This window comes from Bacillus sp. NPDC060175 (genome assembly GCF_042728695.1).
In the GTDB taxonomy this organism is placed as follows: Bacteria; Bacillota; Bacilli; order Bacillales; family Bacillaceae_G; genus Bacillus_A.
This window is the reverse complement of sequence record NZ_JBHWYR010000011.1, coordinates 24,355-51,352: the sequence shown is the minus strand read 5'-3', so window position 1 is coordinate 51,352 and position 26,998 is coordinate 24,355. Positions and strand designations below refer to the sequence as shown.

The 26,998-nt window shown below is 35.6% G+C and carries 29 protein-coding genes, 1 other RNA gene and 1 riboswitch; of the genes, 24 read left to right on the top strand and 6 right to left on the bottom strand.

Annotated elements, in window-relative coordinates; all coding sequences use genetic code 11:
• Positions 1–24: 24 nt before the first annotated feature.
• From dnaD to ACFWDE_RS08440, 3 genes are read left to right on the top strand one after another with little or no spacing between them, the layout of a single operon-like run.
• Entirely contained in the window at positions 25–732 is a 708-nt protein-coding gene (gene dnaD / locus ACFWDE_RS08450; protein WP_000728546.1) for a DNA replication protein DnaD, read from the top strand.
• Positions 733–747: 15 nt separating this feature from the next.
• Positions 748–1,395, top strand: coding sequence for an endonuclease III (nth, locus tag ACFWDE_RS08445; protein ID WP_377891482.1), 648 nt, complete (start codon positions 748–750; stop codon positions 1,393–1,395).
• A gap of 3 nt (positions 1,396–1,398) precedes the next feature.
• A complete protein-coding gene (locus ACFWDE_RS08440) occupies positions 1,399–1,917 on the top strand; it encodes a YpoC family protein (protein ID WP_377891480.1) in 519 nt (172 codons plus the stop codon).
• Between the two features lie 20 nt (positions 1,918–1,937).
• On the opposite strand, the gene ACFWDE_RS08435 is transcribed toward ACFWDE_RS08440, so the two are convergent.
• Complete coding sequence (locus ACFWDE_RS08435) at positions 1,938–4,631, bottom strand: PBP1A family penicillin-binding protein (protein WP_377891476.1); 2,694 nt, start codon at positions 4,629–4,631, stop codon at positions 1,938–1,940.
• Between the two features lie 66 nt (positions 4,632–4,697).
• The gene (gene recU / locus ACFWDE_RS08430; RefSeq protein WP_002030800.1) at positions 4,698–5,300 is read right to left on the bottom strand and encodes a Holliday junction resolvase RecU; all 603 of its coding nucleotides are present in this window, start codon (positions 5,298–5,300) and stop codon (positions 4,698–4,700) included.
• Between the two features lie 103 nt (positions 5,301–5,403).
• On the opposite strand from recU, the gene ACFWDE_RS08425 reads away from it, so the two are divergent.
• On the top strand, positions 5,404–6,429 hold the full coding sequence (locus ACFWDE_RS08425) for a DUF2515 domain-containing protein (RefSeq protein WP_377891471.1): 1,026 nt from the start codon (positions 5,404–5,406) through the stop codon (positions 6,427–6,429).
• A 191-nt stretch (positions 6,430–6,620) separates the two neighbouring features.
• Here the strand turns inward: ACFWDE_RS08425 and ACFWDE_RS08420 are convergent, their stop codons facing one another.
• Positions 6,621–6,767, bottom strand: a complete 147-nt coding sequence (locus ACFWDE_RS08420) for a phage portal protein (RefSeq protein ID WP_377891536.1) — start codon at positions 6,765–6,767, stop codon at positions 6,621–6,623.
• A gap of 118 nt (positions 6,768–6,885) precedes the next feature.
• On the opposite strand from ACFWDE_RS08420, the gene ACFWDE_RS08415 reads away from it, so the two are divergent.
• Together ACFWDE_RS08415 and ACFWDE_RS08410 are read left to right on the top strand one after the other, a co-directional pair.
• On the top strand, positions 6,886–7,128 hold the full coding sequence (locus ACFWDE_RS08415) for a hypothetical protein (RefSeq protein ID WP_002117753.1): 243 nt from the start codon (positions 6,886–6,888) through the stop codon (positions 7,126–7,128).
• Between the two features lie 15 nt (positions 7,129–7,143).
• Positions 7,144–7,488, top strand: coding sequence for a YppE family protein (locus ACFWDE_RS08410; protein WP_377891462.1), 345 nt, complete (start codon positions 7,144–7,146; stop codon positions 7,486–7,488).
• A gap of 25 nt (positions 7,489–7,513) precedes the next feature.
• Here the strand turns inward: ACFWDE_RS08410 and ACFWDE_RS08405 are convergent, their stop codons facing one another.
• On the bottom strand, positions 7,514–7,705 hold the full coding sequence (locus ACFWDE_RS08405; protein WP_002030817.1) for a YppF family protein: 192 nt from the start codon (positions 7,703–7,705) through the stop codon (positions 7,514–7,516).
• A gap of 177 nt (positions 7,706–7,882) precedes the next feature.
• Here ACFWDE_RS08405 and ACFWDE_RS08400 point away from each other — a divergent pair, with 177 nt between their 5' ends.
• The 13 genes from ACFWDE_RS08400 to pbuX all read left to right on the top strand — a co-directional run bounded on the left by ACFWDE_RS08400 (position 7,883) and on the right by pbuX (position 19,542).
• A complete protein-coding gene (locus tag ACFWDE_RS08400) occupies positions 7,883–8,497 on the top strand; it encodes a YppG family protein (protein ID WP_377891460.1) in 615 nt (204 codons plus the stop codon).
• A 157-nt stretch (positions 8,498–8,654) separates the two neighbouring features.
• Positions 8,655–9,080, top strand: coding sequence for a CotD family spore coat protein (locus tag ACFWDE_RS08395; protein WP_377891458.1), 426 nt, complete (start codon positions 8,655–8,657; stop codon positions 9,078–9,080).
• Between the two features lie 56 nt (positions 9,081–9,136).
• The gene (locus ACFWDE_RS08390; RefSeq protein WP_002149284.1) at positions 9,137–9,691 is read left to right on the top strand and encodes an SLOG family protein; all 555 of its coding nucleotides are present in this window, start codon (positions 9,137–9,139) and stop codon (positions 9,689–9,691) included.
• Positions 9,692–9,788: 97 nt separating this feature from the next.
• Positions 9,789–10,124 (top strand): cell division regulator GpsB, encoded by a 336-nt coding sequence (gene gpsB, locus ACFWDE_RS08385; protein WP_377891455.1) that lies wholly within the window; start codon positions 9,789–9,791, stop codon positions 10,122–10,124.
• An 87-nt stretch (positions 10,125–10,211) separates the two neighbouring features.
• An RNA gene (gene rnpB / locus ACFWDE_RS08380) (RNase P RNA component class B) lies at positions 10,212–10,604 on the top strand.
• Between the two features lie 180 nt (positions 10,605–10,784).
• Positions 10,785–11,924, top strand: a complete 1,140-nt coding sequence (locus ACFWDE_RS08375) for a THUMP domain-containing class I SAM-dependent RNA methyltransferase (protein ID WP_002149278.1) — start codon at positions 10,785–10,787, stop codon at positions 11,922–11,924.
• Between the two features lie 61 nt (positions 11,925–11,985).
• Positions 11,986–12,168, top strand: a complete 183-nt coding sequence (locus ACFWDE_RS08370) for a DUF3921 domain-containing protein (protein ID WP_000376895.1) — start codon at positions 11,986–11,988, stop codon at positions 12,166–12,168.
• A gap of 138 nt (positions 12,169–12,306) precedes the next feature.
• Positions 12,307–14,244: an ATP-dependent DNA helicase gene (locus ACFWDE_RS08365; protein WP_002158552.1), complete on the top strand. Its 1,938-nt coding sequence runs from the start codon at positions 12,307–12,309 to the stop codon at positions 14,242–14,244.
• A 118-nt stretch (positions 14,245–14,362) separates the two neighbouring features.
• Entirely contained in the window at positions 14,363–15,880 is a 1,518-nt protein-coding gene (ypwA, locus tag ACFWDE_RS08360) for a carboxypeptidase (RefSeq protein ID WP_002202592.1), read from the top strand.
• A 48-nt stretch (positions 15,881–15,928) separates the two neighbouring features.
• Complete coding sequence (locus ACFWDE_RS08355) at positions 15,929–16,402, top strand: GNAT family N-acetyltransferase (RefSeq protein ID WP_002201111.1); 474 nt, start codon at positions 15,929–15,931, stop codon at positions 16,400–16,402.
• Positions 16,403–16,556: 154 nt separating this feature from the next.
• Positions 16,557–17,303, top strand: a complete 747-nt coding sequence (locus ACFWDE_RS08350) for a type I methionyl aminopeptidase (protein WP_377891450.1) — start codon at positions 16,557–16,559, stop codon at positions 17,301–17,303.
• A 116-nt stretch (positions 17,304–17,419) separates the two neighbouring features.
• Positions 17,420–17,521, top strand: a riboswitch (purine riboswitch).
• A 107-nt stretch (positions 17,522–17,628) separates the two neighbouring features.
• Positions 17,629–18,222, top strand: coding sequence for a xanthine phosphoribosyltransferase (locus ACFWDE_RS08345; protein WP_377891448.1), 594 nt, complete (start codon positions 17,629–17,631; stop codon positions 18,220–18,222).
• A 3-nt stretch (positions 18,223–18,225) separates the two neighbouring features.
• On the top strand, positions 18,226–19,542 hold the full coding sequence (gene pbuX, locus ACFWDE_RS08340; RefSeq protein ID WP_377891446.1) for a xanthine permease PbuX: 1,317 nt from the start codon (positions 18,226–18,228) through the stop codon (positions 19,540–19,542).
• Positions 19,543–19,557: 15 nt separating this feature from the next.
• Here the strand turns inward: pbuX and ACFWDE_RS08335 are convergent, their stop codons facing one another.
• Positions 19,558–20,721 carry a DUF418 domain-containing protein gene (locus ACFWDE_RS08335; protein ID WP_377891444.1) on the bottom strand — a complete coding sequence of 388 codons (1,164 nt, stop codon included), beginning with the start codon at positions 20,719–20,721 and terminating at the stop codon, positions 19,558–19,560.
• A 100-nt stretch (positions 20,722–20,821) separates the two neighbouring features.
• On the opposite strand from ACFWDE_RS08335, the gene ACFWDE_RS08330 reads away from it, so the two are divergent.
• Both ACFWDE_RS08330 and ACFWDE_RS08325 read left to right on the top strand, forming a co-directional pair.
• On the top strand, positions 20,822–21,079 hold the full coding sequence (locus ACFWDE_RS08330) for a hypothetical protein (RefSeq protein ID WP_002149265.1): 258 nt from the start codon (positions 20,822–20,824) through the stop codon (positions 21,077–21,079).
• Between the two features lie 218 nt (positions 21,080–21,297).
• The gene (locus tag ACFWDE_RS08325; protein ID WP_377891442.1) at positions 21,298–24,957 is read left to right on the top strand and encodes a dynamin family protein; all 3,660 of its coding nucleotides are present in this window, start codon (positions 21,298–21,300) and stop codon (positions 24,955–24,957) included.
• A 3-nt stretch (positions 24,958–24,960) separates the two neighbouring features.
• Here the strand turns inward: ACFWDE_RS08325 and ACFWDE_RS08320 are convergent, their stop codons facing one another.
• Positions 24,961–25,215 (bottom strand): DUF3931 domain-containing protein, encoded by a 255-nt coding sequence (locus tag ACFWDE_RS08320; protein WP_000369740.1) that lies wholly within the window; start codon positions 25,213–25,215, stop codon positions 24,961–24,963.
• Between the two features lie 71 nt (positions 25,216–25,286).
• Between ACFWDE_RS08320 and ACFWDE_RS08315 the strand changes: the two genes are divergently transcribed.
• The 3 genes from ACFWDE_RS08315 to ACFWDE_RS08305 are packed head-to-tail and all read left to right on the top strand — an operon-like array spanning position 25,287 to position 26,884.
• On the top strand, positions 25,287–25,748 hold the full coding sequence (locus ACFWDE_RS08315; protein ID WP_377891440.1) for a GNAT family N-acetyltransferase: 462 nt from the start codon (positions 25,287–25,289) through the stop codon (positions 25,746–25,748).
• Positions 25,749–25,775: 27 nt separating this feature from the next.
• On the top strand, positions 25,776–26,048 hold the full coding sequence (locus ACFWDE_RS08310) for a DUF2533 family protein (protein WP_002149260.1): 273 nt from the start codon (positions 25,776–25,778) through the stop codon (positions 26,046–26,048).
• 2 nt (positions 26,049–26,050) lie between these two features.
• Positions 26,051–26,884 (top strand): sulfurtransferase, encoded by an 834-nt coding sequence (locus ACFWDE_RS08305; RefSeq protein WP_377891437.1) that lies wholly within the window; start codon positions 26,051–26,053, stop codon positions 26,882–26,884.
• Positions 26,885–26,998 lie beyond the last annotated feature (114 nt).

Below are 26,998 nucleotides of genomic sequence, written 5' to 3'. Positions count from 1 at the left end.
TACTAGAAAGCGAGGTGTTTGGTGATGAAAAAGAAAATGATGTTACAATGGTTTGAACAGGGAAGCATAGCGATTCCTAAATTGCTTATGATGCATTATAAAAAGCTAGGTTTAAATGAGACGGAATTTATGGTAGTACTTCATGTACATACATTTTTAGAATCAGGTAATTCGTTCCCGACTCCTTCAGAGATTTCAGAACGGATGACGATAACAGAAATGAAATGCATGGAAGTGATTCAGACTTTAATCCAAAAAGGTTTTTTAGCACTAGAAGGTGGACGAAGATCTGAAGCGATGATGTGTGAAAGTTATTCTTTACAACCACTGTGGGAAAAAATATTGCACTTTTTAATGAATGAATCTATAGAGGAAGAGCAAAAAGAACAAAAACAAATTCAAGTAAATTTATATACAGTATTTGAAAAAGAATTCGGAAGACCACTTTCGCCATTTGAATGTGAAACATTAGGGATGTGGGAAGATCAAGATCAACACCATCCGAATTTAATTCAAGCGGCTCTTCGTGAAGCTGTTATGAGTGGTAAACTTAATTTCCGGTATATTGATCGTATTTTGTTTGAGTGGAAAAAGAACGGAATTAAAACGGTAGATCAAGCGCAAAATCAAGGCCAGAAATTTAGAGCGAATCAACAACGCACACAACAAACGACAAAACAAGAGACGAAATTTACTGGGAAAGTGCCTTTTTATAATTGGTTGGAGCAGTAGTGTAGGAGGAAAGATATGTTGAACAAAACGCAAATTCGTTATTGTTTAGATACAATGGCGGATATGTATCCAGAAGCGCATTGTGAATTAATTCATGATAATCCATTTGAACTTGTAATCGCAGTGGCATTATCTGCACAATGCACAGATGCACTTGTGAATAAAGTGACGAAAAACTTATTTCAAAAATATAAAACACCAGAAGATTATTTAAGTGTGTCTTTAGAAGAATTACAACAAGATATACGTTCCATCGGATTGTTTAGAAATAAGGCGAAAAATATTCAAAAATTGTGCCGGATGTTACTAGATGATTATAACGGGAAAGTTCCAGAAGACCGTGATGAGCTGACGAAATTACCAGGAGTAGGGAGAAAGACAGCGAATGTAGTTGTTTCGGTAGCGTTTGGGATTCCAGCGATTGCTGTTGATACGCATGTAGAGAGAGTGAGTAAACGGTTAGCAATTTGTAGATGGAAAGATTCTGTGTTAGAAGTGGAAAAGACATTGATGAAGAAAATTCCAATGGATGAGTGGGGAGTTACACACCACCGTATGATTTTCTTTGGACGTTATTACTGTAAGGCGCAGCGACCACAATGTGAAGGGTGTCGATTACTAGAAATATGTCGCGAAGGAAAGAAACGAATGAAGGGGAAATAAAGGATGGAGCGAGTTATAGAAATACCGAAAGAGTTTCGGTGTGTACCATTTTTTAAAGAGAGTGCAAATTCGATTACGTATCACACAGACCAATCTTTTGAAGAAATAATACAAAATACTTACTTTATATTTGATATTGAAAGACAATATGAGCCATGGAATGAAATTGAAACAAGTATTCCAGCGGTGTTAAATATATGGAAAAGCAAGCATGAAGAAATTGCTATACTATTTCGGAACAGAAAAAAACAAGAAGCTGAGGGTCCGATGATTCTTGTTGCAGCGCACTTTCTATCGGTTATATATTGGTTAAATGAGCAGCCTGTTCATAGTTTGAATGAGATACAAAAACATATAGATAAATTAGAAATGAAACCTGTTAATTTTATGGAACGATATTCATTTGTTATAAAGAAACCAGGACATTATCATTCTTATATTCAATTAGCACAGTTATACATCGAAGTAGAAAAGCTATATGCGAAGAAAATCATAACAAAAAAGAAGTCCATTTCTCATTAGGAGAAATGGACTTCTTTTTATTATGATTCTGTTGTAACAACATTTCCATCTGCGTGCGGAGTAGTATCTCCGCCGTGATTCTGTTGTTCTTGTTGGTGATTCTGTTGTTCCTGTTGTTTACGCTCTTCTTCAGCTTTCTTTTTAGCTTCTTCTTCAGCTTTTTTTCTAGCCTCTTCTTCAGCTTTTTTCTGAGCCTCTTCTTGCTGCTTACGCTGTTCTTCTGCAGCTTTCTTTTGAGCTTCGTCTTGTTTTAATTTATCTTCTGCAGCCTTTTTCTGAGCTTCGTCTTGTTTTAATTTATCTTCTTCAGCTTTTTTCTGAGCTTCGTCTTGTTTTAATTTATCTTCTGCAGCCTTTTTCTGAGCTTCTTCTTCAGCTTTTTTCTTAGCCTCTTCCTCAGCTTTTTTCGCGTCTGGAGTTCCTCCAGGAGCGGTAAAGGATGCACCGACTGCTGGACTTGTTCCAGTACCTTTTTTCGCTACTACAGAGAAGCTGTAAGTAACACCTGGTTTAATGCCTCCAAGAGTAGCTGTCGTACCGCTTACTGATAAGCTACCACTACTACCGTCAGTAGCTTTATAGCTTGCAGCATACGCATCAACCTCTGATGGTCCAGACCAATTTAGTGTAACTGTGCTAGCGCCATCGAAAGCGACATTAAGGCCGCTTGGCGAATCTACTTTAATTTCTTTAACTGCATCTTTTTTCGCGCCTTTAATGTACAGTTCTCCATTTAATTCTTGTACAGAAGAAGGGCGCTCGAAACGAGATTTATCCGTAGCAAATTTGCTCATCATTGTTTGGAACATTTGCTGAGCAATTCTAGTAGAACGATCTCCAATGTAATTTTCTGGGCTATCTTTTTCATAACCAGTCCATACAGCCATTGTATATTGTGGTGTATATCCTGCGAACCAACTATCTCTGTTGGCATCTGCTGGAATACCGTATTTTTTAATAACAGATTCATCAAAGTTTTGTGTTCCTGTTTTACCTGCTACGTCTACTCCTGGAACATACGCTGTCGGACCTGTACCACCAGAGCCAGGTTTTACTACGTCGCGAAGAACATCAGTAATCATGTAGGCCGTATAGTCATGCATCGCACGTTGTTCTTTCGGCTTAAAGTTTTTCTTTTTCCCATCTGGGAAGATAACTTCTTTTACGAAGTGAGGTTTATTATAAACACCGTCATTTCCGAATGCTGCATATGCACCAGCTACTTCTAATGGAGAGCTGTCATTACTACCAATTGCAGTAGATTCATATACCTTGCCCTCTTTAAATGTCATTCCTAAGCCTTGAGCAAATTCTTGTGACTTATTGAGGCCAACTGCTTGAGCTGTCTTTAAAGCAGGAATATTTAATGATTTTTTCAATGCTTCACGAAGTGAAACGTCACCTTTATAACTATTTGTTGCATTTCGTATTTTTTTACCGTTGGAATACGTATACTCTGAGTCGTTTAATTGATGATACGTAGACCATTGTAGGTTTTCTATTGCTGGACCATAGTCGAAAATTGGCTTCATTGTTGAACCTACTTGGCGTTTTAAATCGATTGCCATATTATGACCTTTGAAAGTAGATTTACTTTCTTTACGACCAGCGCCGATTGCTCGAACTTCTCCAGACTGAGTATCCATAAATACGAATGATCCTTGGAATTGATCGTTTGGATACTTGATGAGATTCCCATCCATTATTTTATCAGCATAGTCTTGAGCATCAAGATCAAGAGTCGTTTGGATCGTTAAACCGTCCGAACCGATATTTATATCAGGAATTTCTTTTTCAACTTCTTTTACAACTGCATCTAAAAATGCTTGGTATTTCATTTCAGTTACTTCTGAAGAGGGAAGAAGTCCTTGTGTTACAGGGATTTGCATTGCATCATTCATTTCTTGTTTCGTTATATACCCGTGTCGGTTCATTAATGTTAATACGATATTACGACGTTTCGTTGCTCTATCAACGTTATCTGGTTTTGTTGGATCATAAATGTTAGGACCTTGGGGTAAACCAGCGAGCATTGCGGCTTCGTGTAGTTGTATGTCTTTTAAATCTTTGCCGTAATATTTTTTGGCAGCTGTGGAAATACCATAAGAGCGATTACCTAAGTTAATCTTATTTAAGTACATTTCTAAAATTTCATGTTTTGAGTACTGTTGCTCTAACTTATAAGATAAGTACCATTCCTGCACTTTTCTTTTTGCAGTTTTGTCCATCGTTAGAAAATAGTTTTTAACTACTTGCTGTGTAATCGTACTACCACCTTGTGAGCCAAAGCCACCAGTGACATTTTCCATGACTGCCATTCCAGTACGTCTAAAATCAATTCCATTATGATCGTAGAAACGAGCATCCTCAGTCGCAAGGAATGCACTTTCAATTACTTTTGGAATTTGATCGTATGTAACATGGGTTCGTTTTTCAGCACCGTATTCATAGAAGAAATTCCCGTTTTTATCAAGGAATTTTGTTGATAAAGGATTGACTAGCTTTGATTTGTCTAGTTTTGGAGCGTCCTTTACCATAACAAAGAAGGCCGAAACGCCAGCTACGAGACCGACGATACCAAGAAGTAGACAACCTATAAGAAATCTCTTGAAAAAGGAACCTTTTTTCTTTGGTTTTTCTTCTTTATTATTTGTTTCTTTCGTTTGATTTTTTACATGATTTCGTTCTGTACGAGAACGATAATTATCTGACATTATACTTTCTCCTACCTTTCATTCTCTCCCCCAAAAGTCGAAAAAAGAGCCTTAGTGATGACTCTATCACGAAAAATAAACCGTGTCTAGTACGCGGATATAATCAATTCGAGGGTGATAACCGCATGATAATAAAGACCCATGCTCTTCTATTTCTTGTTTTGTAATCGATTTACGTCCACCAGTATTTTGACGATTCCAAAATGCAATAATATGTTTTGCATCTAATAAATAAAATTCATCAAAAAGTGTAAATTTAATAATAACAAATGCAATTCCATTATGAGCGACTACTTGCTTCATATGTTCAATTTGATGAAGGTGGAAGTTTTGAAGTGGAAAACTGGTTTTATTTTTAGTTTCTTTCGCTTCAAAATCGATGTATTTCCCTTTGTATACACCGTTGTAATCTGTTGTAGAAGGTTGTTTGAAATACGCTTCTTTTACCACTGCAGCACTTCGAGCGGGGTAATCTACTTTTACAATTTGAAGAGGTGTAGGTTTTTTATGTACGCATGCAATATTATGGGTTAAGTAATATTGATTGGTGTCATTCAATTCCTCTTCAAGGGACATACCTCTATTACTGTAAGTATGTTTTTTTATTGGTGTTTTATGAGGTTGTGAAGCTTGATCGTACCTTTTTCCATTTGGGTAACGAATGGTCATATTTTGTCCACTCCCAACTTGATAAGATTTACTTACAAAGGTGATTATATCAAAAAATGAAAAAAGATGTGACCTTTTTCAAGAAAGGTATGGTGACTTACTCATGTTTCGATGGAATGATTACGAAAAAATTAAACAGACCCGTAATGATATTTTTTGTACAGAAGAGGAAAAAGCTATAGTTCTTAATATTAAGGAGAGCACGGATGTAGCTAACGTAGATAATATTTCACGTACACAATCTTACCAAGAATATTATTTGAGAAATAGAGAAATTAGATGGTCTTTTTTAGCAAGCATGGTTTCAAGGAATGGGGGATGGAACATGACAGATTTAGAAGGAGAATATTATTCTAATCTTTTATCTCAAACAGTTAAGAGACGATTATTTCATTTGTATGAGAAAGCCAATTGGCTCATCTTCTTAGATGCATTTCCTCAACTATTACTGTATGAGGAAAGTAAAAAGAGATGTGCGCCGCTCTTCCATTTGTTACAATTTTTCAACATATCAATTTTTATGGAAAAAGAATGGGTCGCGTTTTGGGAGAAAAAAGATATAAATAGGCTTATGACGGCACTTATTATTAATGAACAAAATAAAATTCAAAAACCAGTAATTGAGAATGCATACTTTCAAAAACATGTATTTGATACTGCACTATTCAAATTTCAAGAAATATTTCACGTTAGTGCAGTTATTTTTCCAATGGTGGAAGGGGAAATGTATGGATTTTCAGTTTATCAATTTGAAACGTTGCAAAAACGTATAGAACTTGGGAAGCAATTAGCTTGGTTATTATTTCATTTAAAGTATAAGGCTTCTTTTTATAAATTTGCAGTGCAAACTAGGCATACAGGATCAAGGATGGATTATGAATGTAATATAAGGGGAATTAGAAAATCATGTACGCCGGCTCTTCGGGATGTGTATTCTATTGTCACTCATGAAAAATTAATTGAAAAAGATTGGTTTAGTGAAGGGTTGGAAATAGATTCATTATTTTTACTTGAAAAACCTAAGGGGGAAATTAATATAACAGAATGGTATAGAAAGAAGAGGGAGCAAATACATACTCTTTCTATATTAAGTAGTTTTGTTAAAAGAATAGATGAGTTCATGATATAATAAAGAAGTCCCGCCTTCCTAAATGAAGGCGGGGCTTCTTTATTAAAAGTAATATGCTCTACAACAAATTACTTTCTAATCCGCTATTTGCCGGCAGTACGACTTTAGCTTCAACACTTATCGAAAGCGAAGAGGTAAAGTTAGACTAGAAAATAGCTGTTTGTAAAAGCCACTTTGATTAAAGTTTCACTTTATGTAGCGGGGAAATTTGGACCATCAAGCTTTGGATTACCAGTCTCAGGTTTGTTTTGTTGTTTGTTTTGCTTTTTATTTTTTTCGTTTTTATTTTTTGCCATCGTAATACACCTCCTTTTTGTATTGTTACCATTTCTAAAAATGGCATACTAAATGATTTCTTTGACGAATATCAACTAGTTTTGTCATGTGAGAAGGAGTAATCAATCAATCGGCGAAATTACATGACAAAGGAAAGGCAAAGAAGGGGGCGTTTTAAATATGGCGATGGTTCAGAAGGAAGATGTTATGAAAAAAATGGATCAAATGTTAAGTTCTCTCGATTTGCTGGAAATGAATATTGGGATTAGAATGAATCATGCATTAAAGGATAAAGGTGAAAAAATATGCAATAAGATAGAAATAACAGAAATGCATATAGAACATATGGAAAATAAATTAGTGCATCACGAAGAAAAAGGGAGCTGGGTAAAGACATTTCAAAACGTCGTAGTGAGTGCATAATAAGGTGGGAACAAAATGGGATATGAAGCATTAATCCAGTCCTCGGAGAAGTTAATGCAGTATAATGATGAAGCGAATGTGAACAAAAGAGAAATGGTTGAATATGATTTTTATAAGGATATGAAGCCATTTGTTGATATTGTAGATGCGGAGTTAGAGATGTGGAAAGAATTAGCTTATAGGTGGATAAAGGAAGAACGACCTAAGTATATACATGTACAACAAATTGATCAAGTGTATGATAATTTACAAACTAATGTGCTACAATGTTTTGTTAATAAGGGAAAAGGTAAACGTTTCTTTGAAACACATCAGGCTATTTCGTATACTTTGCAAAATATCGTAGATCAATGTAAGTAACAAGAGGGAAAACCCTCTTGTTTTTTTATGCCTCTGTCACTGTTGTAGGTTTTGTTGCACCGTTTATTTCTAACTCTCGTATTAATGTTCGGTAATCTGATATGCATACTTTTCCTTCAAGATAACAATGTCTCGCAAAGTCTAACAGTTCATTCGAATTTTCTGTGTAATACCCCTTTTTTTGAGAAAACGCTTGTTTTAAATCCCCTAATACCATGTTGATTCCTCCCCAATGAGAATCTTCTTCCTTATTATCATAGCATGGAAGGGTTTACTTTCTAATTTTTTTAAAAATTTAAACTTCCGACAAAAAAAGACAGATACTCCGTCACACATTTTATTTTATAGGTACATATTCTATATGTAGAAACTTATGCGAAGGAGGAGAGAATGCATGTTTCAACAACCTAATGTATATCAGCAAGCAAATCCATATGCACAGCAAAATATGTACCAATATAATGAGGATACATATTTACGATATAATATGTATCCTTTCGAGCCTCATTATGGAAACCAAAATTATTATCAACCATTTGAAGTGTCGTTTGGGAATCAACCGCAACAAGCGTATACGAATCAACCGCAGCAACCGCATATGAATCAGTCGCAACAAGCGTATACGAATCAACCACAGCAACCGTACATGGATCAGTCGCAACAACCACATATGAATCAACCGCAACAACCGCATATGAGTCAGCCGCAGCAAATGTATACGAATCAACCACAGCAAGCGTATATGAATTCACAAAACTACATGTCACCAGCTCAATATGTAAATCAACAAGCTATGTTTTATCCACCAAAACAACCATATCCAACGATGAATAAACAAAAGCAACAGCAACAGCAACCAAGTCAGTTTTCTAGTTTTGTTTCACAATTTAAATCATCAGATGGTAACTACGATGTAAATAAAATGATGAACACAGCTGGACAAATGATGAACGCGATGAATCAAGTAACAGGAATTGTTAAGCAAGTCGGGGGCTTTTTTGGTAAATAATAGTAGGGGGTTGTCTATAATAGGTATTACGTATGAAATTGGATACTAGACAAATTTCCATGAAATAAATGGGTGTATATAACAAGCGTCTTTACCTCTTTTCTCATATTGTAAAGTGTAGTCAGATTTTTTTAAATGAGAGAGGAGAGAAAAAACTATGCATCATTGTCATCCTTGCTTTGGAGGGCATAAGCCTGTAGGACCTATTTGTACAACTGCTCCTGTCATTCATCCGACAAAACAATGCGTAACACATTCTTTTTCAACAACGGTGGTGCCACACGTTTTCCCAACGCATACAACACATGTACATCATCAGCAAATTCAAAATCAAAGCTTCTTCCCACAAACAAACTCGAACGTAAATGTTGTAGACCCTGGTGATCCAGGATTTGTTGGTGGATTTGGCGGCGGGTGTGGACCATGTGGTCATGGCCATCACCACCACCACGGGCATCAAATATCTCCATTTGGACCAGGACCGAATGTATCCCCATTTGGACCAGGACCGAATGTGTCACCGTTTGGACCGAATGTAGGACCAAATGTAGGACCAAATGTTGGTGGAATGTTTAAAAGGTAAATGATATGTTAGAACTAGCGAAATGCTAGTTCTTTTTTTGTAATTGGAGTGTTGATATGAAGGTCGTTGCTGTAACAGGGTATAAGCCATTTGAACTTGGAATATTTAAAAATGATCACCCAGGAGTAGAGTGGATAAAAAAGTTGTTGCGTCGTAAATTAACTGCTTTTGTAGAAGAAGGTTTGGAATGGGTTATTATTAGCGGCCAGTTAGGAGTAGAGCTATGGGCTGCTGAAGTTGTTTTTGAAATTCAAATAGAATATCCAGATTTAAAATTAGCGGTATTTACTCCTTTTTTAGAACAAGAAGAAAATTGGAAGGAAGATAACCGTGAATATTACGAATTTATTCTTTCGCAAGCAGATCACATTGATAGTATTACGAAACGGAAGTACGAAAGCCCAGAGCAATTTAAATTAAAGAATCAATTTTTTATTGAAAAAAGCGATGCACTTTTAGCTGTATATGATGAAGAAAAGCCTGGGAGCCCTAAATATATTGTAGAAGCAGCTAAGAAAAAAGGAGAAATAGAAAATTATCACAGTTATTTCATTCTTTTTTCTGATTTACAAGATATAATGGAAGAGGAACAGTGGAATAATGCAGAGTAATATGTAATATAGTACTCGTATATTTGATTGACAAAAGGCATTGTTTCTGAAAAAATTTAGTTAATGAAAGCTTTGGCAAAAATTTGAGGTGAAGAAAATGATTTCGGATAAAATTAAATTAACAGCGAAAGATATTTTAGAAAAAGAATTTAAAACAGGTATGAGAGGTTATCAACAAGAAGAAGTAGATAAGTTTCTTGATATGATTATTAAAGATTATGAAGCGTTTCATAAGGAATTTGATCAATTAAAACAACAAAATGCTCGTTTGAAACGTGAATTAGAAGAGCAGAAAGTAGCGGCAACACAAGTTCCGCAGCAACCAGTGCAAACACCAGCTGCACAACCAGTATATAACAATACGAATACGGATATTTTAAAACGTCTATCTAATTTAGAAAAAGCTGTATTTGGAAGTAAGTTATACGAATAAATTAAGGTAACAAAAAGATTAAAGCATTTTACATAGAAAAAAACATTGCAAAATCTTTTTGTTTCCACTATACTAATGGATGTCATAACGTTTGGGTAATCGCTGCAACGCCAACGTTGTAGAGGAAAGTCCATGCTCGCACAGCCTGAGATGGTTGTAGTGTTCGTGCCTAGCCAAGTCATAAGCTAGGGTATTCTGGCTGTGAGGCTGGTTTAACGGCAGGGAAAAAACCTAAGTCCTTTCGGATATGGTTTGACTACCTTTAAAGTGCCACAGTGACGAAGTCCTTGAAGAAATGATAGGAGTGGAACGAGGTAAACCCCACGAGCGAGAAACCCAAATAATGGTAGGGGAATCTTTTCCAAGGAAATGAACGATGGGAAAGGACAGGTTTTCATTAACCTGTAGATAGATGATTACCACCGGAGTACGAGGCGTGGGCCGTTTGCAGTACAAAGGAACAGAACATGGCTTACAGAACGTTATGAACCAACTATGAAATAACTCAGCTCTCCTTTGTTAGAGGAGGGCTTTTTATTTGTATGAAGTTATAAATTGTGAGTTAAAATGGTAAATGAGAATATTCTTCGTAATATGTGATAATTAATAGGACAACATGTTATTAATTATTGTTTGATTATACATAAGAGGTGAATGCAAATGGGAAAAGTTACTTTAATTGCAACAGCGGCAATGGGTATTGAAGCGTTAGTTGCCCGAGAAGTTCGCGATCTTGGTTATGAATGTGAAGTGGAGAACGGAAAGGTGACGTTTGAAGCGGATGAAAAAGCGATTTGTCGTACGAATTTATGGTTACGTACTGCAGACCGTGTGAAAATTAAAGTCGGCGAATTTAAAGCAACGACATTCGATGAGTTATTTGAAAAAACAAAAGCGTTAAACTGGGGAGATTATATTCCAGAGAACGGAGAATTCCCTGTTATTGGGAAATCTTTGAAATCAACATTATTTAGCGTTTCAGACTGCCAACGTATTGTTAAAAAGGCTGTTGTTGAAAAATTAAAAACAACGTATAGACGCACAACTTGGTTTGAAGAAGATGGTCCGTTATTCCGTATTGAAATTGCAATGCTCAAGGATATTGCAACGTTAACAATCGATGCGAGTGGTGTAGGTCTTCATAAACGTGGATACCGTCTTGAGCAAGGTGAAGCACCTTTAAAAGAAACATTAGCTGCGTCTTTAATTAAGTTAACAAACTGGAAGCCGGATCGTCCTTTCGTTGATCCTTTCTGTGGATCTGGTACAATTCCGATTGAAGCTGCATTAATTGGACAAAATATCGCACCAGGATTTAACAGAGGCTTTGCATCGGATGAATGGGGCTGGGTTGGTAAACAAAATTGGCGCGAAGCTCGTCAAGAAGCTGAAGATTTAGCAAATTATAATCAACCATTGCAAATCATTGGATCAGATATCGATCACCGTATGATAAGAGTTGCCCAAGATAACGCAGATGAAGTTGGATTAGGGGATCTTATATCATTTAAACAAATGCAAGTAAAAGATTTCACGACAAAAGAGGAATATGGCTATGTTGTAACGAATCCTCCATACGGAGAACGTTTAAGTGAAAGAGCGCTTGTTGAAAAATTATATAAAGAAACGGGAGAGGTATTCCGCCCATTAGATACGTGGTCAATGTATTTATTAACAAGTTATGAAGCATTTGAGAAGTGTTACGGAAAAGATGCATCGAAAAAGCGTAAACTGTTTAACGGATTTATCCGTACAGATTACTATCAATACTTCGGAAAACGTCCACCGCGTAATTCATAGTATAAAACTCCTCCAGCGCGCATATACTGGCTATTATGTAATGCGTAAAGGAGGAAGTGGTATGGATAGTTTCCAATTATCAATGATTCAAAAAGCTATTCACCGTACGTATGATGAGCTCGGAAAAGAAGTGGATAGTCAAGGTGCGATTGTAGATGAAATACAAAAAGCGCAGGAAGAATATTTGTCAGCTCTTTCACATGAAACAGCGATTGATAAACGGTATTTAAAGTCATTAATATAGAAAAAAATTTTCCTTTTTCGAAAGGGAAATTTTTTTTCGTGTATTTCTATGTATTGCAACAGGGGAAAGTGGCTGCACACATGTGAGTAGCAGTTGCTATATCTTTTTATAGAAAAACTGTTTGGTTGGAGGCTAAGGATGTTTACTGAGAATAGGTTACCATTTGAAGTAGGAAAACAAGATAATTTTTATGATAAGTTGAATGAGTGGATTGGAGATGTGTTTTACGACATTCTTCCGGAAAAAGGCTTTGAAGAGCGTGATGAACAGATTTTTATGGCGTTTCAGTTAGAGCGCGCTTTCCAAGAGAAAAAAGTTATGTTTGCAGAAGCAGGTGTAGGAACAGGGAAAACAATTGTATATCTTCTATATGCAATTTGTTATGCACGTTATACAGGGAAGCCAGCTATTATCGCTTGTGCAGATGAAACGTTAATTGAGCAGCTTGTGAAAGAAGAAGGAGACATTGCTAAGTTATCTGAAGCATTAGGGCTATCTGTTGATGTTAGACTTGCGAAATCAATGGATAATTATTTATGTTTGCGTAAACTTGAAGATGTTATGAGTGGACGAGCTCCAGAAGTAATTGAAGATGTATATTACGAGTTACCTCAGTTCGTATTCGATCATGGTACGATGCAGAACTTTACTCACTATGGTGATCGAAAAGAATTTCCACTGCTAAATGACGAGGAATGGTCAAAGGTAAACTGGGATTACTTCCAAGATTGCTTCACTTGTGATTCTCGTCATCGTTGTGGTCAAACACTTTCTCGTGAACATTATCGTAAAGCTGCAGATTTAATTATTTGTTCTCAAGACTTCTATATGGATCATATTTGGACATATGATGCACGTAAACGTGAAGGGCAAATTCCATTGTTACCTGAAAGTAGCTGTGTTGTATTTGATGAAGGGCATCTTGTAGAGTATGCAGCGCAAAAAGCTTTAACATATCGTTTAAAGCAAACGATGATGGAGCAACTTTTAACGAGATTATTACAAAACGATATTCGTGAAGAGTTCGCACATTTAGTAGAAGAAACAATTTGGCAAACTGAACAATTCTTTGGGGTACTACAAGAGAATAAAAAGGAAATTGAAGGTTCTGATCGTTTAGAAATTACTGTGACAGAAAAGGTAACTGCAGAAGCGAAAAGACTTTATGCGAAAATCGGTGAAGTCGGTGATGCATTAGTATTTGAAAGTGAAATGCATACAGTAAACACATACGATTTAAATATTGTTGATGAGCATTTAGATGTGTTAGAGCATTCACTTCGTCTTTTCATGCACGAGAAAAATGTAATTACGTGGGGTGAAGAAAGTGATGGTGCTTTCACATTAGTTATTATGCCACGTGCAGTTGAAGAAGTGTTACAAGAAAAAGTATTCTCGAAGAAAATTCCGTACATTTTCTCATCTGCAACATTATCGGATAACGATTCGTTCGCATTTACAGCAAATAGTCTAGGGGTAAAAGATTATTTATCATTCTCAGTTGCCTCACCGTTTGATTATGAAGAGCAAATGGCAGTAAACTTACTATCGCATACGAAAGAAAATGAATGGGAAAGAAAGTGTCAATATACACTTGAAAATATCCAGAAAACAAATGGACGTACGCTTGTATTATTCCGTACAATGCAAGAACTTGCAGCGTTCAAAGAGTATGTAAGTAAAGAGCAAATGTCGGTTCCGTTCTTATATGAAGGGGATCAGGAAATTAGTCAGCTCGTTTCTCGTTTCCAAAATGAAGAAGAGACTGTACTTTGTGCTGTGCATTTATGGGAAGGTTTAGATATTCCTGGTTCATCATTATCACACGTTATTATTTGGTCATTACCATTCCCTCCAAACGATCCTGTGTTTGAAGCGAAACGTAAACATGTAAATGATCCGTTCTGGGATGTAGATGTGCCTTATATGATTTTACGTCTTCGTCAAGGAATTGGACGTTTAATTCGTACAAGTGAAGATAAAGGTGCTATATCATTATTCTTATCAGATAATGAAGATGAAAAAGTGATAGAAGCAGTGAAGAAAGTGCTTCCGGTAGAAGGAAAAGTACTTTAAGCGAAAAAATGTTGTAGGGAAAAGTTTGGCACTTGCCAAGCTTTTTTTCTATTAGAAAAGGAATTTATGTTTTAATGTCGAAATAAGGTTGAGGTAGAAAAAGGAGGTTTTTTATACTATGACAGTTGCTACATATGAAGTAGAAAAACAATTTTTAACATATGTGAAGAAGATAGAGAATTACGGAGAAGCATTAAGCTTAATGTTTTGGGATTTAAGAACAGGTGCACCAAAGCAAGGAGTAGACCAGCGTTCAGAAGTAATTGGAATGCTTTCATCCGAAGTGTTTGCGATGTCGACTTCAGATGAGATGGGGAACTATTTAACTGAACTAGAATCTTTAATTGTTGAAAATAAACTTTCTGAAACGACAAAGAAAATGGTTGAAGAGTGTCGGAAAGAATATGATAGAAATAAGAAAATTCCACAAGCGGAATATGAAGCGTATGTGAAATTAGAAGCGAAAGCGGAAAGTGTATGGGAAGAAGCTCGCGAAAAATCTGACTTCGAAATGTTCCGTCCGTATTTAGAAAAAATTGTTGAATTCAAAAAGAAGTTTATTACATATTGGGGTTACGAAACGTACAAATATAACACGCTATTAGACATGTATGAGCCGGGAATCACAGTAGAAGTGTTAGATCATGTATTTGGTCAACTGCGTGAACGTATCGTTCCGCTTGTGAAAGAAATTTCTGAGTCTAAAAAAGAATTAAAAACAAATGCTTTAGCTGAACATTTTTCAAAAGAAAAACAAAAGAATTTTACTTTAGAGTTATTAAAACAATTGAACTATAACTTTGAAGCGGGTCGTCTTGATGAAACGGTACATCCTTTTGAAATTACATTAAATAGAGGGGATGTTCGTATTACGACTCGTTACGATGAGAAAGACTTCCGTATGGCTGTTTTCGGCACGATTCATGAATGTGGTCATGCTGTATATGAGCAAAATGTTGCAGAGGAACTAGAAGGAACACCGCTTTGCAGTGGAACATCAATGGGAATTCACGAGTCACAATCGTTATTCTTTGAAAACTTCATTGGCCGTAATAAGTCGTTCTGGAAGAAAAACTATGATTTGTTAAAGCGATATAGTGACGGTCAATTTGACGGCGTATCAGTAGACGAGTTTTATGATGCGATTAATGAGTCAAAACCATCCTTTATCCGTATAGAAGCAGATGAACTTACATATCCGCTTCATGTTATGGTTCGCTATGAGCTGGAGAAAGAATTATTTGATGGCACACTGCAAGTAAAAGACTTACCAGCGGCATGGAATGATAAGATGGAAACTTATTTAGGTATTCGTCCAGAGAATGACGCACAAGGTGTATTACAAGATGTTCACTGGGCTGGTGGTTCGTTTGGATATTTCCCATCTTATGCGCTTGGTTATATGTATGCAGCGCAATTTAAACAAAGGATGCTAAAGGATATTCCAAACTTTGATGCATTACTAGAAGAAGGAAACGTGACGCCAATTCGTGAATGGTTAACAGAGAATATTCACCAATACGGCAAAACGAAAAAACCACTTGAAATTTTAAAAGATGTGACAGGTGAAGGTTTAAATGCAAACTACTTAGCTGATTATTTAGAAGCTAAATATAAAGAGATTTATGAGTTATAAAACAGGAGCTGCTTAATTGCAGCTCTTTTTTATGAGGGAGTGAGAGAAATGGGCTATATGTTTACAGTAATGTCGCAAACGGAAGCGGAAGAAATTGCATACAACTGGCATTATGAAGGGGAGTATTCTTTTTATGATATAGAGGCAGATCAAGAAGATTTAGTGGAGTTTTTAAATGCTCATATGAGAGGAAATACTACATTTGTCGTGAAAGAAAACGATAGTATAATTGGCTTCTTTAGTTTTGGTAAAATAAATAATCAAACGATTGATATAGGACTTGGAATGAGACCTGATATAACAGGAAATGGATTAGGTTTACAGTTCGTAAAAGCTGGGTTAGATTTTAGTAAAGAAAAATATAAATGTGACTATATAACATTATCAGTAGCGGCATTTAACGAAAGGGCAATCAAAGTATATAAAAAAGCAGGGTTCGAAGCAGTTGGGACGTTTATTCAAAAAACGAATGGCAGTTGTTTTGAGTTTTTGAAAATGAATTATATATGTAAAAATGATTAAGAAACAGAAGGGGGCTTCTGTTTTTTTATTTTGATGTAGAAATAAATGATTTTTGTTTTTGTACTTGTTGTAATTAGAAGTTTTGAAATTTTGGAAGAGGATGTGTATGATTGAAGTTTAGTAGCAAATAGCAAGTTTAGTAAGGAGAGGTAGTATGATTACAATTAAAACGAAAAATGAAATAGATTTGATGCATGAATCTGGGAAGTTACTAGCTTCTTGTCATAGAGAAATTGCAAAAATGATGAAACCAGGTATCACTACACAAGAAATCGATACGTTTGTTGAAGCATATTTAGAAAAGCATGGTGCCAGGTCCGAACAGAAAGGGTATAACGATTATCCATACGCAATATGTGCATCTGTGAACAATGAAATGTGTCATGGGTTTCCAACAGATGTTCCTTTAAGTGAAGAAGATATTGTGACAATTGACATGGTAGTAAACTTAAATGGTGCGCTCTCGGATTCTGCATGGACGTATATAGTTGGAGATATTTCTGATGAAGCAAAAAGGTTATTGTTAGTAGCAGAGAGTGCTTTATATAAAGGAATTGAGCAAGCGATAAGTGGTAACCATGTTGGAGATATTGGATACGCAATTGAAAGTTATGTAGCTTCTGAAGGGTTTTCTGTTGCAAGAGACTTTACTGGACATGGAATTGGTAAAGAAATTCATGAGGAACCAGCAATTTTTCATTTTGGTAAGCCAAGGCAAGGACCAGAATTACAAGAAGGAATGGTAATTACAATTGAACCTATTGTAAATGCCGGTATGCGATATTCTAAAGTAGATTTAAACGGATGGACTGCAAGGACGCTGGATGGGAAATTATCTGCACAATATGAGCATACAATTGCGATTACGAAGGATGGGCCTATCATATTAACGACGTTGTAATATGATAGGTAAGAGTTTGAAAAACTCGAACGAAAATGGTATTTTTATAAAATTTGTACGTGTTTTTACGATAAATGCTTTTCAAAGTGAAAAAAGTGCGTTATAATCCTTCTATAAATAAATAAGTTAGCTACACTCATATAATCGCGGGGATATGGCCTGCAAGTTTCTACCGAAGTACCGTAAATACTTTGACTATGAGTGAGGACGAATATATTTGCTTGTTTAGCATTCTTTTTTGCGAAACTCCAAAAGCACGTCTCTCACTTGTAACGAGTGGTGGCGGCTTTTGGAGTTTTTTATTTGCATAAGAGGAGGAACTAACATGAAAGTATTACAAGAAAAGATTTTGAACGAAGGAAAGGTTTTATCTGGTGATGTATTAAAGGTAGATGCATTTTTAAATCATCAAATTGATCCAGTACTTATGCAAGAAATCGGAAAAGAATTTGCTAAGCGTTTTAAAGAAGAGAACATTACAAAAATCGTAACGATTGAATCTTCAGGCATTGCACCAGCGGTTATGGCTGCTTTAGAGCTTGGTGTAAAAGTAGTTTTTGCAAGAAAGCGTAAATCGTTAACGTTACAAGATAATATGTATGTTGCGAAAGTATACTCATTTACAAAACAAGAAACGAACGAGATTTCATTATCTCGAAATCATATCGATGAAAATGATCATGTACTAATTATTGATGACTTTTTAGCAAATGGTCAGGCTGCTTTAGGTTTAATGAGCTTAGTAGAGCAAGCCGAAGCAAGTATTGCGGGAATTGGCATTGTTATTGAAAAAGCATTTCAAGATGGAGGAAAGAAGCTGCGTGAACAGGGTGTTCGTGTTGAATCACTAGCAGAAATTGCATCACTTGATAACGGCACAGTTACATTTGTACAGCAAGAAACTGCGGAGGTGAAATAAGCGATGAAGCAACATCCATTTAAAATCGCATCGCTAGGTATGCAGCATATGCTTGCTATGTATGCGGGTGCAATTATTGTTCCACTTATTGTGGGCGGCGGACTTGGCTTAAATCAAAAAGAGTTAACATATTTAGTCTCAATTGATTTATTAATGTGCGGCGTTGCAACAATTTTACAAGCATTATCAAATCGCTTTTTCGGTATTGGACTTCCAGTTGTACTAGGTTGTACATTTACAGCGGTTGGGCCGATGATTGCAATTGGGAAACAATACGGCGTGTCTTCTATTTATGGAGCAATTATTGCTGCCGGTTTGTTTGTTGTTATTTTTGCGAAATTATTTGGAAAGCTTGTAAAATTATTTCCCCCTGTCGTAACAGGGTCTGTTGTTACCGTAATTGGAGTTACACTTGTTCCAGCAGCGATTAATGATATGGCTGGCGGAGTAGGAAGCAAAGATTTCGGAAGTCTTGAAAACTTAGCGTTAGCATTTGGAGTATTATTATTTATCATCATTATGTATCGTTTCTTTGATGGTTTTATACGTTCTATTTCTATTTTATTAGGTCTTTTGTTCGGTACAATCGTTGCAGCATTTATGGGAAAAGTAAGCTTGCAAGCGGTTGGAGAGGCAGATTGGTTCCATGGTATTCAGCCGTTTTACTTCGGTACACCAACATTTGAATTAACGCCAATTATTACGATGATTCTCGTTGCTTGCGTAGGGATTGTGGAAGCAACAGGTGTATATTTTGCATTATCTGATATTTGCAATAAAAAGATTGGTGAAAAAGAATTAACAAAAGGATATCGTGCAGAAGGATTAGCGATGGTGTTAGGTGGTATTTTCAACGCATTTCCATATACAACATACTCTCAAAACGTAGGACTTGTTCAATTAACTGGAGTTAGAAATCGCGTTATTATTTATACTTGCGGCGGTATGTTAATTGTTCTTGGGTTCATTCCAAAAATCGCAGCTATTACAACAATCATTCCGAAATCAGTACTTGGTGGTGCAATGCTCGCAATGTTCGGTATGGTTATGGCGTATGGCATTAAAATGTTAAGTAGTGTTGATTTTGGTAAACAAGAAAATTTATTAATTGTTGCATGTTCTGTCGGAATCGGACTTGGTGTTACAGTCGTTCCAACTTTATTCTCACAGCTTCCTGAAAACATTCGAATTTTAACAGATAACGGGATTGTACTTGGAAGTGCATCAGCAGTACTTTTAAATATTGTATTTAATATGGTGCCGCAGCGTAAAGTGAAAGAAGAGCCAGTTCCGATGCAAAATGCAGTAAGAGAAGCATAGAAAAGCAAGGTCTCATTAGGAGACCTTGCTTTTCTTTTTAAGTGGCATCATTTTACCGTACGTACCAAGGCGCCAAATGTACTCAAGTGGCCCGTATTGGCAACGTGAAAGCCACCAACGGCTAATAAAAATTTGTAATATGTAGAAGCTAATGCAAAATAGTGGTCCCACCCATAATGGAGCAGGATAATAATTTTTGAACACTAGACCGAATACAAGTAATGTAATAATTGTATGTGAGATGTAATTTGTTAACGCCATTCGTCCAACGTATTGGAATGGACGTAATAATGCTTGCCATTTTTCTTTTTGTAATAAGCGCATCAGCGTGAAAATGTAGAAGATGAATAATGTTTTCCCGCTAAACATTGTAAAGGCCTGCATATAAAATGGTTCATAAGATGGTTTTGATAAGAAGTAACGGACCATGAAGAACCACATTGGTAATGTCAAAATGAACATAATGATTTGCCATTTTTTAAGCTTTGGATCTAACTCTTTCGTGCGGCGGAAAATATCTTTTTTGCCGGCGTATAAACCAAGTAAAAATAGTCCAACTGTTTCTGGGAGCATGAATACATTTAGTCCAATTCCTTCAGAATAAAATGCATGGAAACGATTTTGTATTTGTGACACCCAGTCTTCAAGTGGCATGATCGGTAAGGAAAACCCTAACTCTGCCTTTGGTACTAATGCAACCACTATACTAGCGATTAGCATGAAAAATTGAAAAATACTTAGTAAAACTAATGCCCAAATCAAAATAGTACGAGGTTCTCTCTTATAAAATAACAATAAGAAAAATCCAGCGATTGCATAACTATGTAAGATGTCTCCGTCCCATAAAAGAACGTAATGCAAGAAACCAAATAATAATAAAATGAGCAAGCGGCGAACAAATAAAGTTTTCGGACGATCTGTTTTCGCCTCAGCACGATTCATAAAGATATAAAAACCTAATCCGAATAAAAATGAAAAAATAGTATAAAACTTCGTTTGAATAAACATGTCATAAAATAAGCGAATATAGCTGTCTAATCCATCATAAACGCCGGAAATGTCCCGAGAATCAACACCAGCGATAACTGGCCAGTTAACAAGAAAAATACCGAGTACAGCTATTCCTCTAATAATATCAATTGAGTGTATCCTCTCGCCTTGCGTGAGATTTTGTGTCATTATTTTCCTCCTTGTTAAGTAATTCCCTTTTATTATACAAAATGTAAAGGAGAGGGTATATAGGTTATTTCCAATTTTTAAAACTGTTAAGATGTGTATTATGAGATATAATAAGAGTGCACAGCAAGTTTTAAACTTCTTTAAAACAGGCAGTAAAGCTCCTTTTCCCGAAGGAGCTTTCTTTTTTAGAAAATTGTTGATAATGATTCTCTTTAATGATAAAATGTATTCAAAAGTGATAATCATTATCAAAAAAGGTTGGTGTGTTAATATGGTGTATGCACTTGTTGCAGGAACGATTGCTATATATGTTGGTGTTACAAAGTATGTATTAAATGGAGTAGGAACAACAAAATGAATAATATTACATAAAATCCCTTTCATTTGTAAAAAGAATGAAAGGGATTTTTTATTTTTGATGTGAATATGCTGAAAATTTAGTATGATAATAAAGTGAAACTTTAATCAGCGGGGAGGTCTATCCCTCACTGATTATTAGCCTGCACGAAACGGGTTTTTACTGCCCACAAATAGCGGGATAAAGTATATACATCTTGGATAAAGGGGAACAAGGGGATGACAAACATAGTACAGACAAACGGTATGAAAAAACTTGTTTGTTTTTATGAAGAGTGGCAAAAAAACGGCGATGTAGAGAATAGTTTGAAGTTGTTTGAAGTGATTCAAAAATATAAACAAGAGCAGCTTATGCTAGCTTTTTGTGGTCATTTTTCTGCTGGGAAATCGACAATGATGAATCACCTATATAAAGCGCAATTATTACCGACAAGTCCGATTCCAACGAGTGCTAACGTTGTTAAAATTGAAAGAGGATCTGATCGCGTAGTTGTAACGATTAAGTCTGGAGAACAGTATGAATATGACGGCGCATATTCAGCAGAAGAATTAAAACAAATATGTAAAGACGGTGATGAAGTAATTGGTGTTCATATTTATCGAAATGATGCGCCAATTCCTGATGGGGTTATGTTAGTTGATACGCCCGGAATTGATTCTACGGATGATGCCCACCAATTAGCGACAGAATCAACACTGCATCTAGCAGATGTTATTTTCTATATGATGGATTATAACCATGTCCAATCAGAGGTTAACTTACAATTTGTTAAAGAATTGAAACAACGTAATAAAACGGTTTATCTCGTTGTAAACCAAATAGATAAACATAAAGCAAATGAGTTATCGTTTGAAGAGTATAGAGATAGTGTAAAACAGTCTTTTTCTAACTGGGATATTGAAGTAGATGGGATTTTTTATACATCATTGCGAATGATGAACCATCCATACAATGAAATTCAAAGTTTAGAAGCATTAATCTTTTCTATCATGAAAGAAAAAGAGCAGTATGTAAGAAAGGGAATGGAGCGAGAAACAGAATATTTACTGCAAGAACATTGTTCGTTTATTCTTTCTGAAAATGAAAAATATCTCATGAAATATGAAGAAGAATTAACATCACCATTGTCACTTTCAGAGATAGTTGAAAAAAAGGAAGAGTTAACTGAAAATAAAAATCGCGTGGCTAGTAAAGAATCTGATGTGAGAAATGAATTTATAAAAGGTTTACAAGCCATATTAGATAACGCGTATTTAATGCCATTTGAAATGAGAGAATTGGCAAATAAATATTTAGAAACGAAATTAACGAAGTTTAAAGTTGGTTTGTTATTTGCGAAAGGCAAGACGGAGCAAGAAAAACAGAGACGTGTAGATGCTTTTTATTCTGCTCTTCAAAAGACTGTTGAAACGCAACTTGATTTTCATGTGAAAGAATTTATTGTAGCCTTCTTAAAAGAAGAAGGGTTATTTACAGAAGAAATAGGGAAAGACATATATGCGTTAGAGATTGCTTTCGGACCGGAAGTGTTGGCTGAAACAATTAAACAAGGGGCTGGATTTACCGGTGATTACTTACTTCTTTATACTGCTGACGTTGCAAATGAGTTAAAGAAAAGATACTTTATGAAATCTCAGCAAATCTTTGGGAAAAGTACGGGTATATTGCAGAAGAAAGTGAAGATAGAGATTGCTCGTATTGAAGAAGAGATTGAAAAATACACGATGTTACAAACAGCCAAAGAAACAAAACTACAATACATTAAGACATATGAGGAATATGAGAGCTATTTAGGAAATATTTGGAATGAACATGTTTCTATACCAGATGGATTGCAAATAGACGAAATATTACAAAGTAAAAAACAAGTTGTTAGTGAGAAGTTTACACTACAAGAGCAAGAAATTGTAAATGATAACGTAGCGGCTAGTGAAGAAGAGATTAAAGGAACGAAAGTTTTAAATATTCAGCGTATATTAGAAAAAGTGAAGAAAGCTGAAACGATATTAGATCCATTGCCTACACTGAAACATTTACAGCAAGAAGTAGTTGGAAAAAGACAGCGTGTAGAAACGAAGCAATTTACAGTAGCGTTATTTGGAGCTTTTAGTGCTGGAAAATCATCATTTGCTAACGCATTGCTCGGTGAAAAGGTACTTCCTGTATCGCCAAACCCAACGACAGCAACAATAAATCAAATTTTGCCAGTTACAGAAGAGAAACCACATGGAACGGTAATTGTCCAGTTTAAGTCAGAGCAAGCGCTGTTAGAAGATATGAAAGCTGTTTATAAAATGTTTCACTATGAAATTGCCACATTGGAAGAAGCGTTAACGCAAATTGATAAAATTATGAAATATCCTTCACCAAGCGGGAAGCAAAAAACAACATTTAGCTTTTTACGAGCGGTACAAAAAGGATATGAGGCAGTTGCTGATCATTTAGGGGAACAAGTACAAGTTACGTTAGAGGAGTTCTCTGATTATGTAGCTAATGAAGAAAAATCATGCTTTGTTGAGTATATGGAGCTTTATTATGATTGTGCTTTAACAAGGCAAGGAGTAGCTCTTGTAGATACACCAGGGGCGGATTCTATTAACGCGCGCCATACGGATGTTGCATTCCAGTATATTAAAAACGCAGATGCTATTTTATTCGTAACATACTATAATCATGTTTTCTCTCGTGCAGATCGTGAATTTTTAATTCAGCTCGGTCGTGTAAAGGATACATTTGCACTTGATAAAATGTTCTTCTTAATAAATGCTGCCGATTTAGCACAATCCGAAGAAGAACTTGAAATGGTAAAAGGCTATATTGCGGATCAACTCTTGCAATACGGTATTAGAAATCCACGTTTATTTGCAATTTCAAGTTTATGTGCGCTTGAAGAAAAGCAAGGGAAAAGTATTGATAAAGAAAAATATGGTATTTTACAAAACTCTGGGATTGCTAAGTTTGAAGAATCATTTACGTCCTTTATGATGAGGGATTTAATGCTTGTATCTGTGCATGCTTTATATGGTGCATTGCAAGGAGCGAATCAGCTTCTTGTAAATATGATAAATGGCGCGAAGCAGGGAAATGATGAGAAAGAGAAGCAAACAAAAAAATATGAAGCAGAGCGTGATCAGCTACTTCATATTATTTCATCATATAGTGTACTTGCTGAAGAGCAAGCAATGCAAAATGAAGTGAAAGAATTGCTTTACTATGTACACCAACGTCTATTTTTACGCTATAACGATGTGTTTACTGAATTTATTAATCCGGCTTCGTTACGAACAGATGGAAATGTGAAAATGCAGTTGCAACAATGTGTAATGGAATTAGTTTCATTTATTCAACATGATTTATTACAAGAAATGCGTGCGACATCATTACGTCTTGAAAAATGGATAGATGAAGCGATGAAGTGTGCAAAGAATGAAATTGTTGTGAATTGTAAAGTGGAAAATGAATCGATTTCTCTGGGTGGAACAGTGGATTATGAATATAAAGTTATTACACATAAAGAGCCGTTTCCTTCAATAGAAATAAAAGATTTTAAAAAGGCACTAGCACATTTTAAAAATGAGAAAAGCTTTTTTGAAAAAAATGATAAAGCTTTTATGCAAGAAGACGCTAAAGGAGTGTTAGAACCTTTCGTATCAAACTATGTAGTTGATGAAGAAGATTTATTCGTTCATCATTATAAGCAAGAGTGGGATGCAAAATGGAAGCTACTCCAAAAAGTGATGCAGCAAGATGTTGAGAATTATTATGAAAGTATATTATTCGCTTTAGCTGAAACAATTGATGTATCACTATACGAACAAAGTAAAGAAGAGCTACAAAAGCAGTTAGTAGAAATTGAAAAAGAAATTTATATTAAATAGCTGTTATGAAAAAAAGATTCGTTCAATTTTCTTTTGTAGTACAGTATCTAAAGATTTTACAAACCCTGCAAACTCATCAGTAGAAATCATATGGGTAAGAACTAAGCGTCTGCCGTCTGGTGTTTCACCGCATAAGACGAATGAAGAAAACTCATACGTTTTGTTTTCTACTACTAATTTTGGATAGGAATATGTGTCGCTCTTCTTTTTCTTTCCATCAATAGAGATGACGTTGCATTTTTTCTCATTGTTGTCCATGGTGAATCCCTCCTTTCTATTATCTATGGTAGACAAGGGGGGTTTAGAACAATAGAGAAGGAGGAATTTTTATGGATGTTGTATTAGATCGTGTTTCCAAAGATAATGTGCCAAAGTCTTTACTCTTGCTTGCTGATCCAAGCGAGCGACAAATTGCTACATATATACAGAGAGGAATGATATATGTAGCCAAAGTAGAGGGGAAAGTGGTTGGTGTATATGTGCTTTTGGAAACAAGACCAAAGACAATGGAAATTATGAATATTGCGGTTGTAGAACATATGCAAGGAAAAGGTATTGGTAAGGGGTTATTGTTGCATGCAATAGAAAAAGCTAAAGAATATAATATGTACAAGCTTGAAGTTGGTACAGGTAATTCTAGTATTTCACAAATTGCGTTATATCAAAAATGTGGATTTCGTATTTTTTCTATTGATTTTGATTACTTTTCAAAGCATTATGAAGAAGAGATTATTGAAAATGGAATTGTATGTCGTGATATGATTCGGCTTGCAATGAAATTAAACAAATAAGTATAAATTATTTAGGGGGAAGAGAAGATGGAAGTACATAAAGCAATTACAGCACATTCTCGTAAACAAAATGAGATTGTAAAAATATTTTTACAATTAGATGCGCAACGCGAAGCAGCGATTGAGGCTGCGATCGCACTTGCATCAAATGGAAAACATTTCTCAGTTGATGCAATTAATATGGTAACAAAGCAAATTAATGACCTTGCAAAACGCGGCGTTGCGCCGCAGCGTAAACTTGTTACAACAGATATGGTTATGGAGTATGTAGGTCGCGTGAACGAGAAAGAAGGGCGTTAAGGATGATTGTTACAGTCGAATGGTTGCGTGAGCATTTAGAAGATGAACATGTCCGTATAGTCGATTGTCGTTTTGATTTAGCGAATCCAAATTGGGGTAAAGAGAAGTATGAGGAAGAACATATTCCTCATGCGTTATATTTTGATTTAAATTTAGATTTATCAAGTTCTGTAATAGAGCATGGTGGTCGCCATCCATTACCAAATATAGAGCAGTTTGCAGACAAGCTTTCACAAGCCGGGATTGATGAACATACGACAGTGATTGCGTATGACAGTCAAGCTGGTGCAAATGCTTCTCGTTTATGGTGGTTAATAAACTATGTAGGACATGAGAAAGTATATATACTAGATGGTGGCTTTCCTGCTTGGAAAGAGAATGGATTACATACAACAACGGAAATTCCTGTTGTTGCACGAAAAACATTCAAAGCAAACATACAAGATAATATGCTTGTAACGATGGAAACGGTCAAAGCGAATATTCATGCAGGTGCAGATATTACGTTAATTGATTCTAGAGAGCCAAAACGTTATGCTGGTGAAGAAGAGCTTGTTGATCCGAAGGCAGGACATATTCCGACAGCAGTAAACTGTTTTTGGAAGGATGGAATTCTAGAATCAGGACAATTTAAAAATGAAGCCCAGCAACAAGAACGTTTCAAAACTCTTTCGAAAGATAAGGAAACAATTGTATATTGTGGCTCTGGTGTTACAGCATGTCCAAATATAGTTGCATTAAAATTAGCTGGTTTTCAAAATATTAAATTGTATGCAGGTAGCTGGAGTGATTGGATTTCTTATCCAGAAAATCAAATTGCAAAAGAAGAAGATTAATCACTTGCATGCAAAAATAATTTGTATTAAAATAAGGTCACAAGCAAGAGATTGCTTCAAAAATATTATATTTTACACATTGGAAACAATGTGATAATATAACGACAAGTAAAT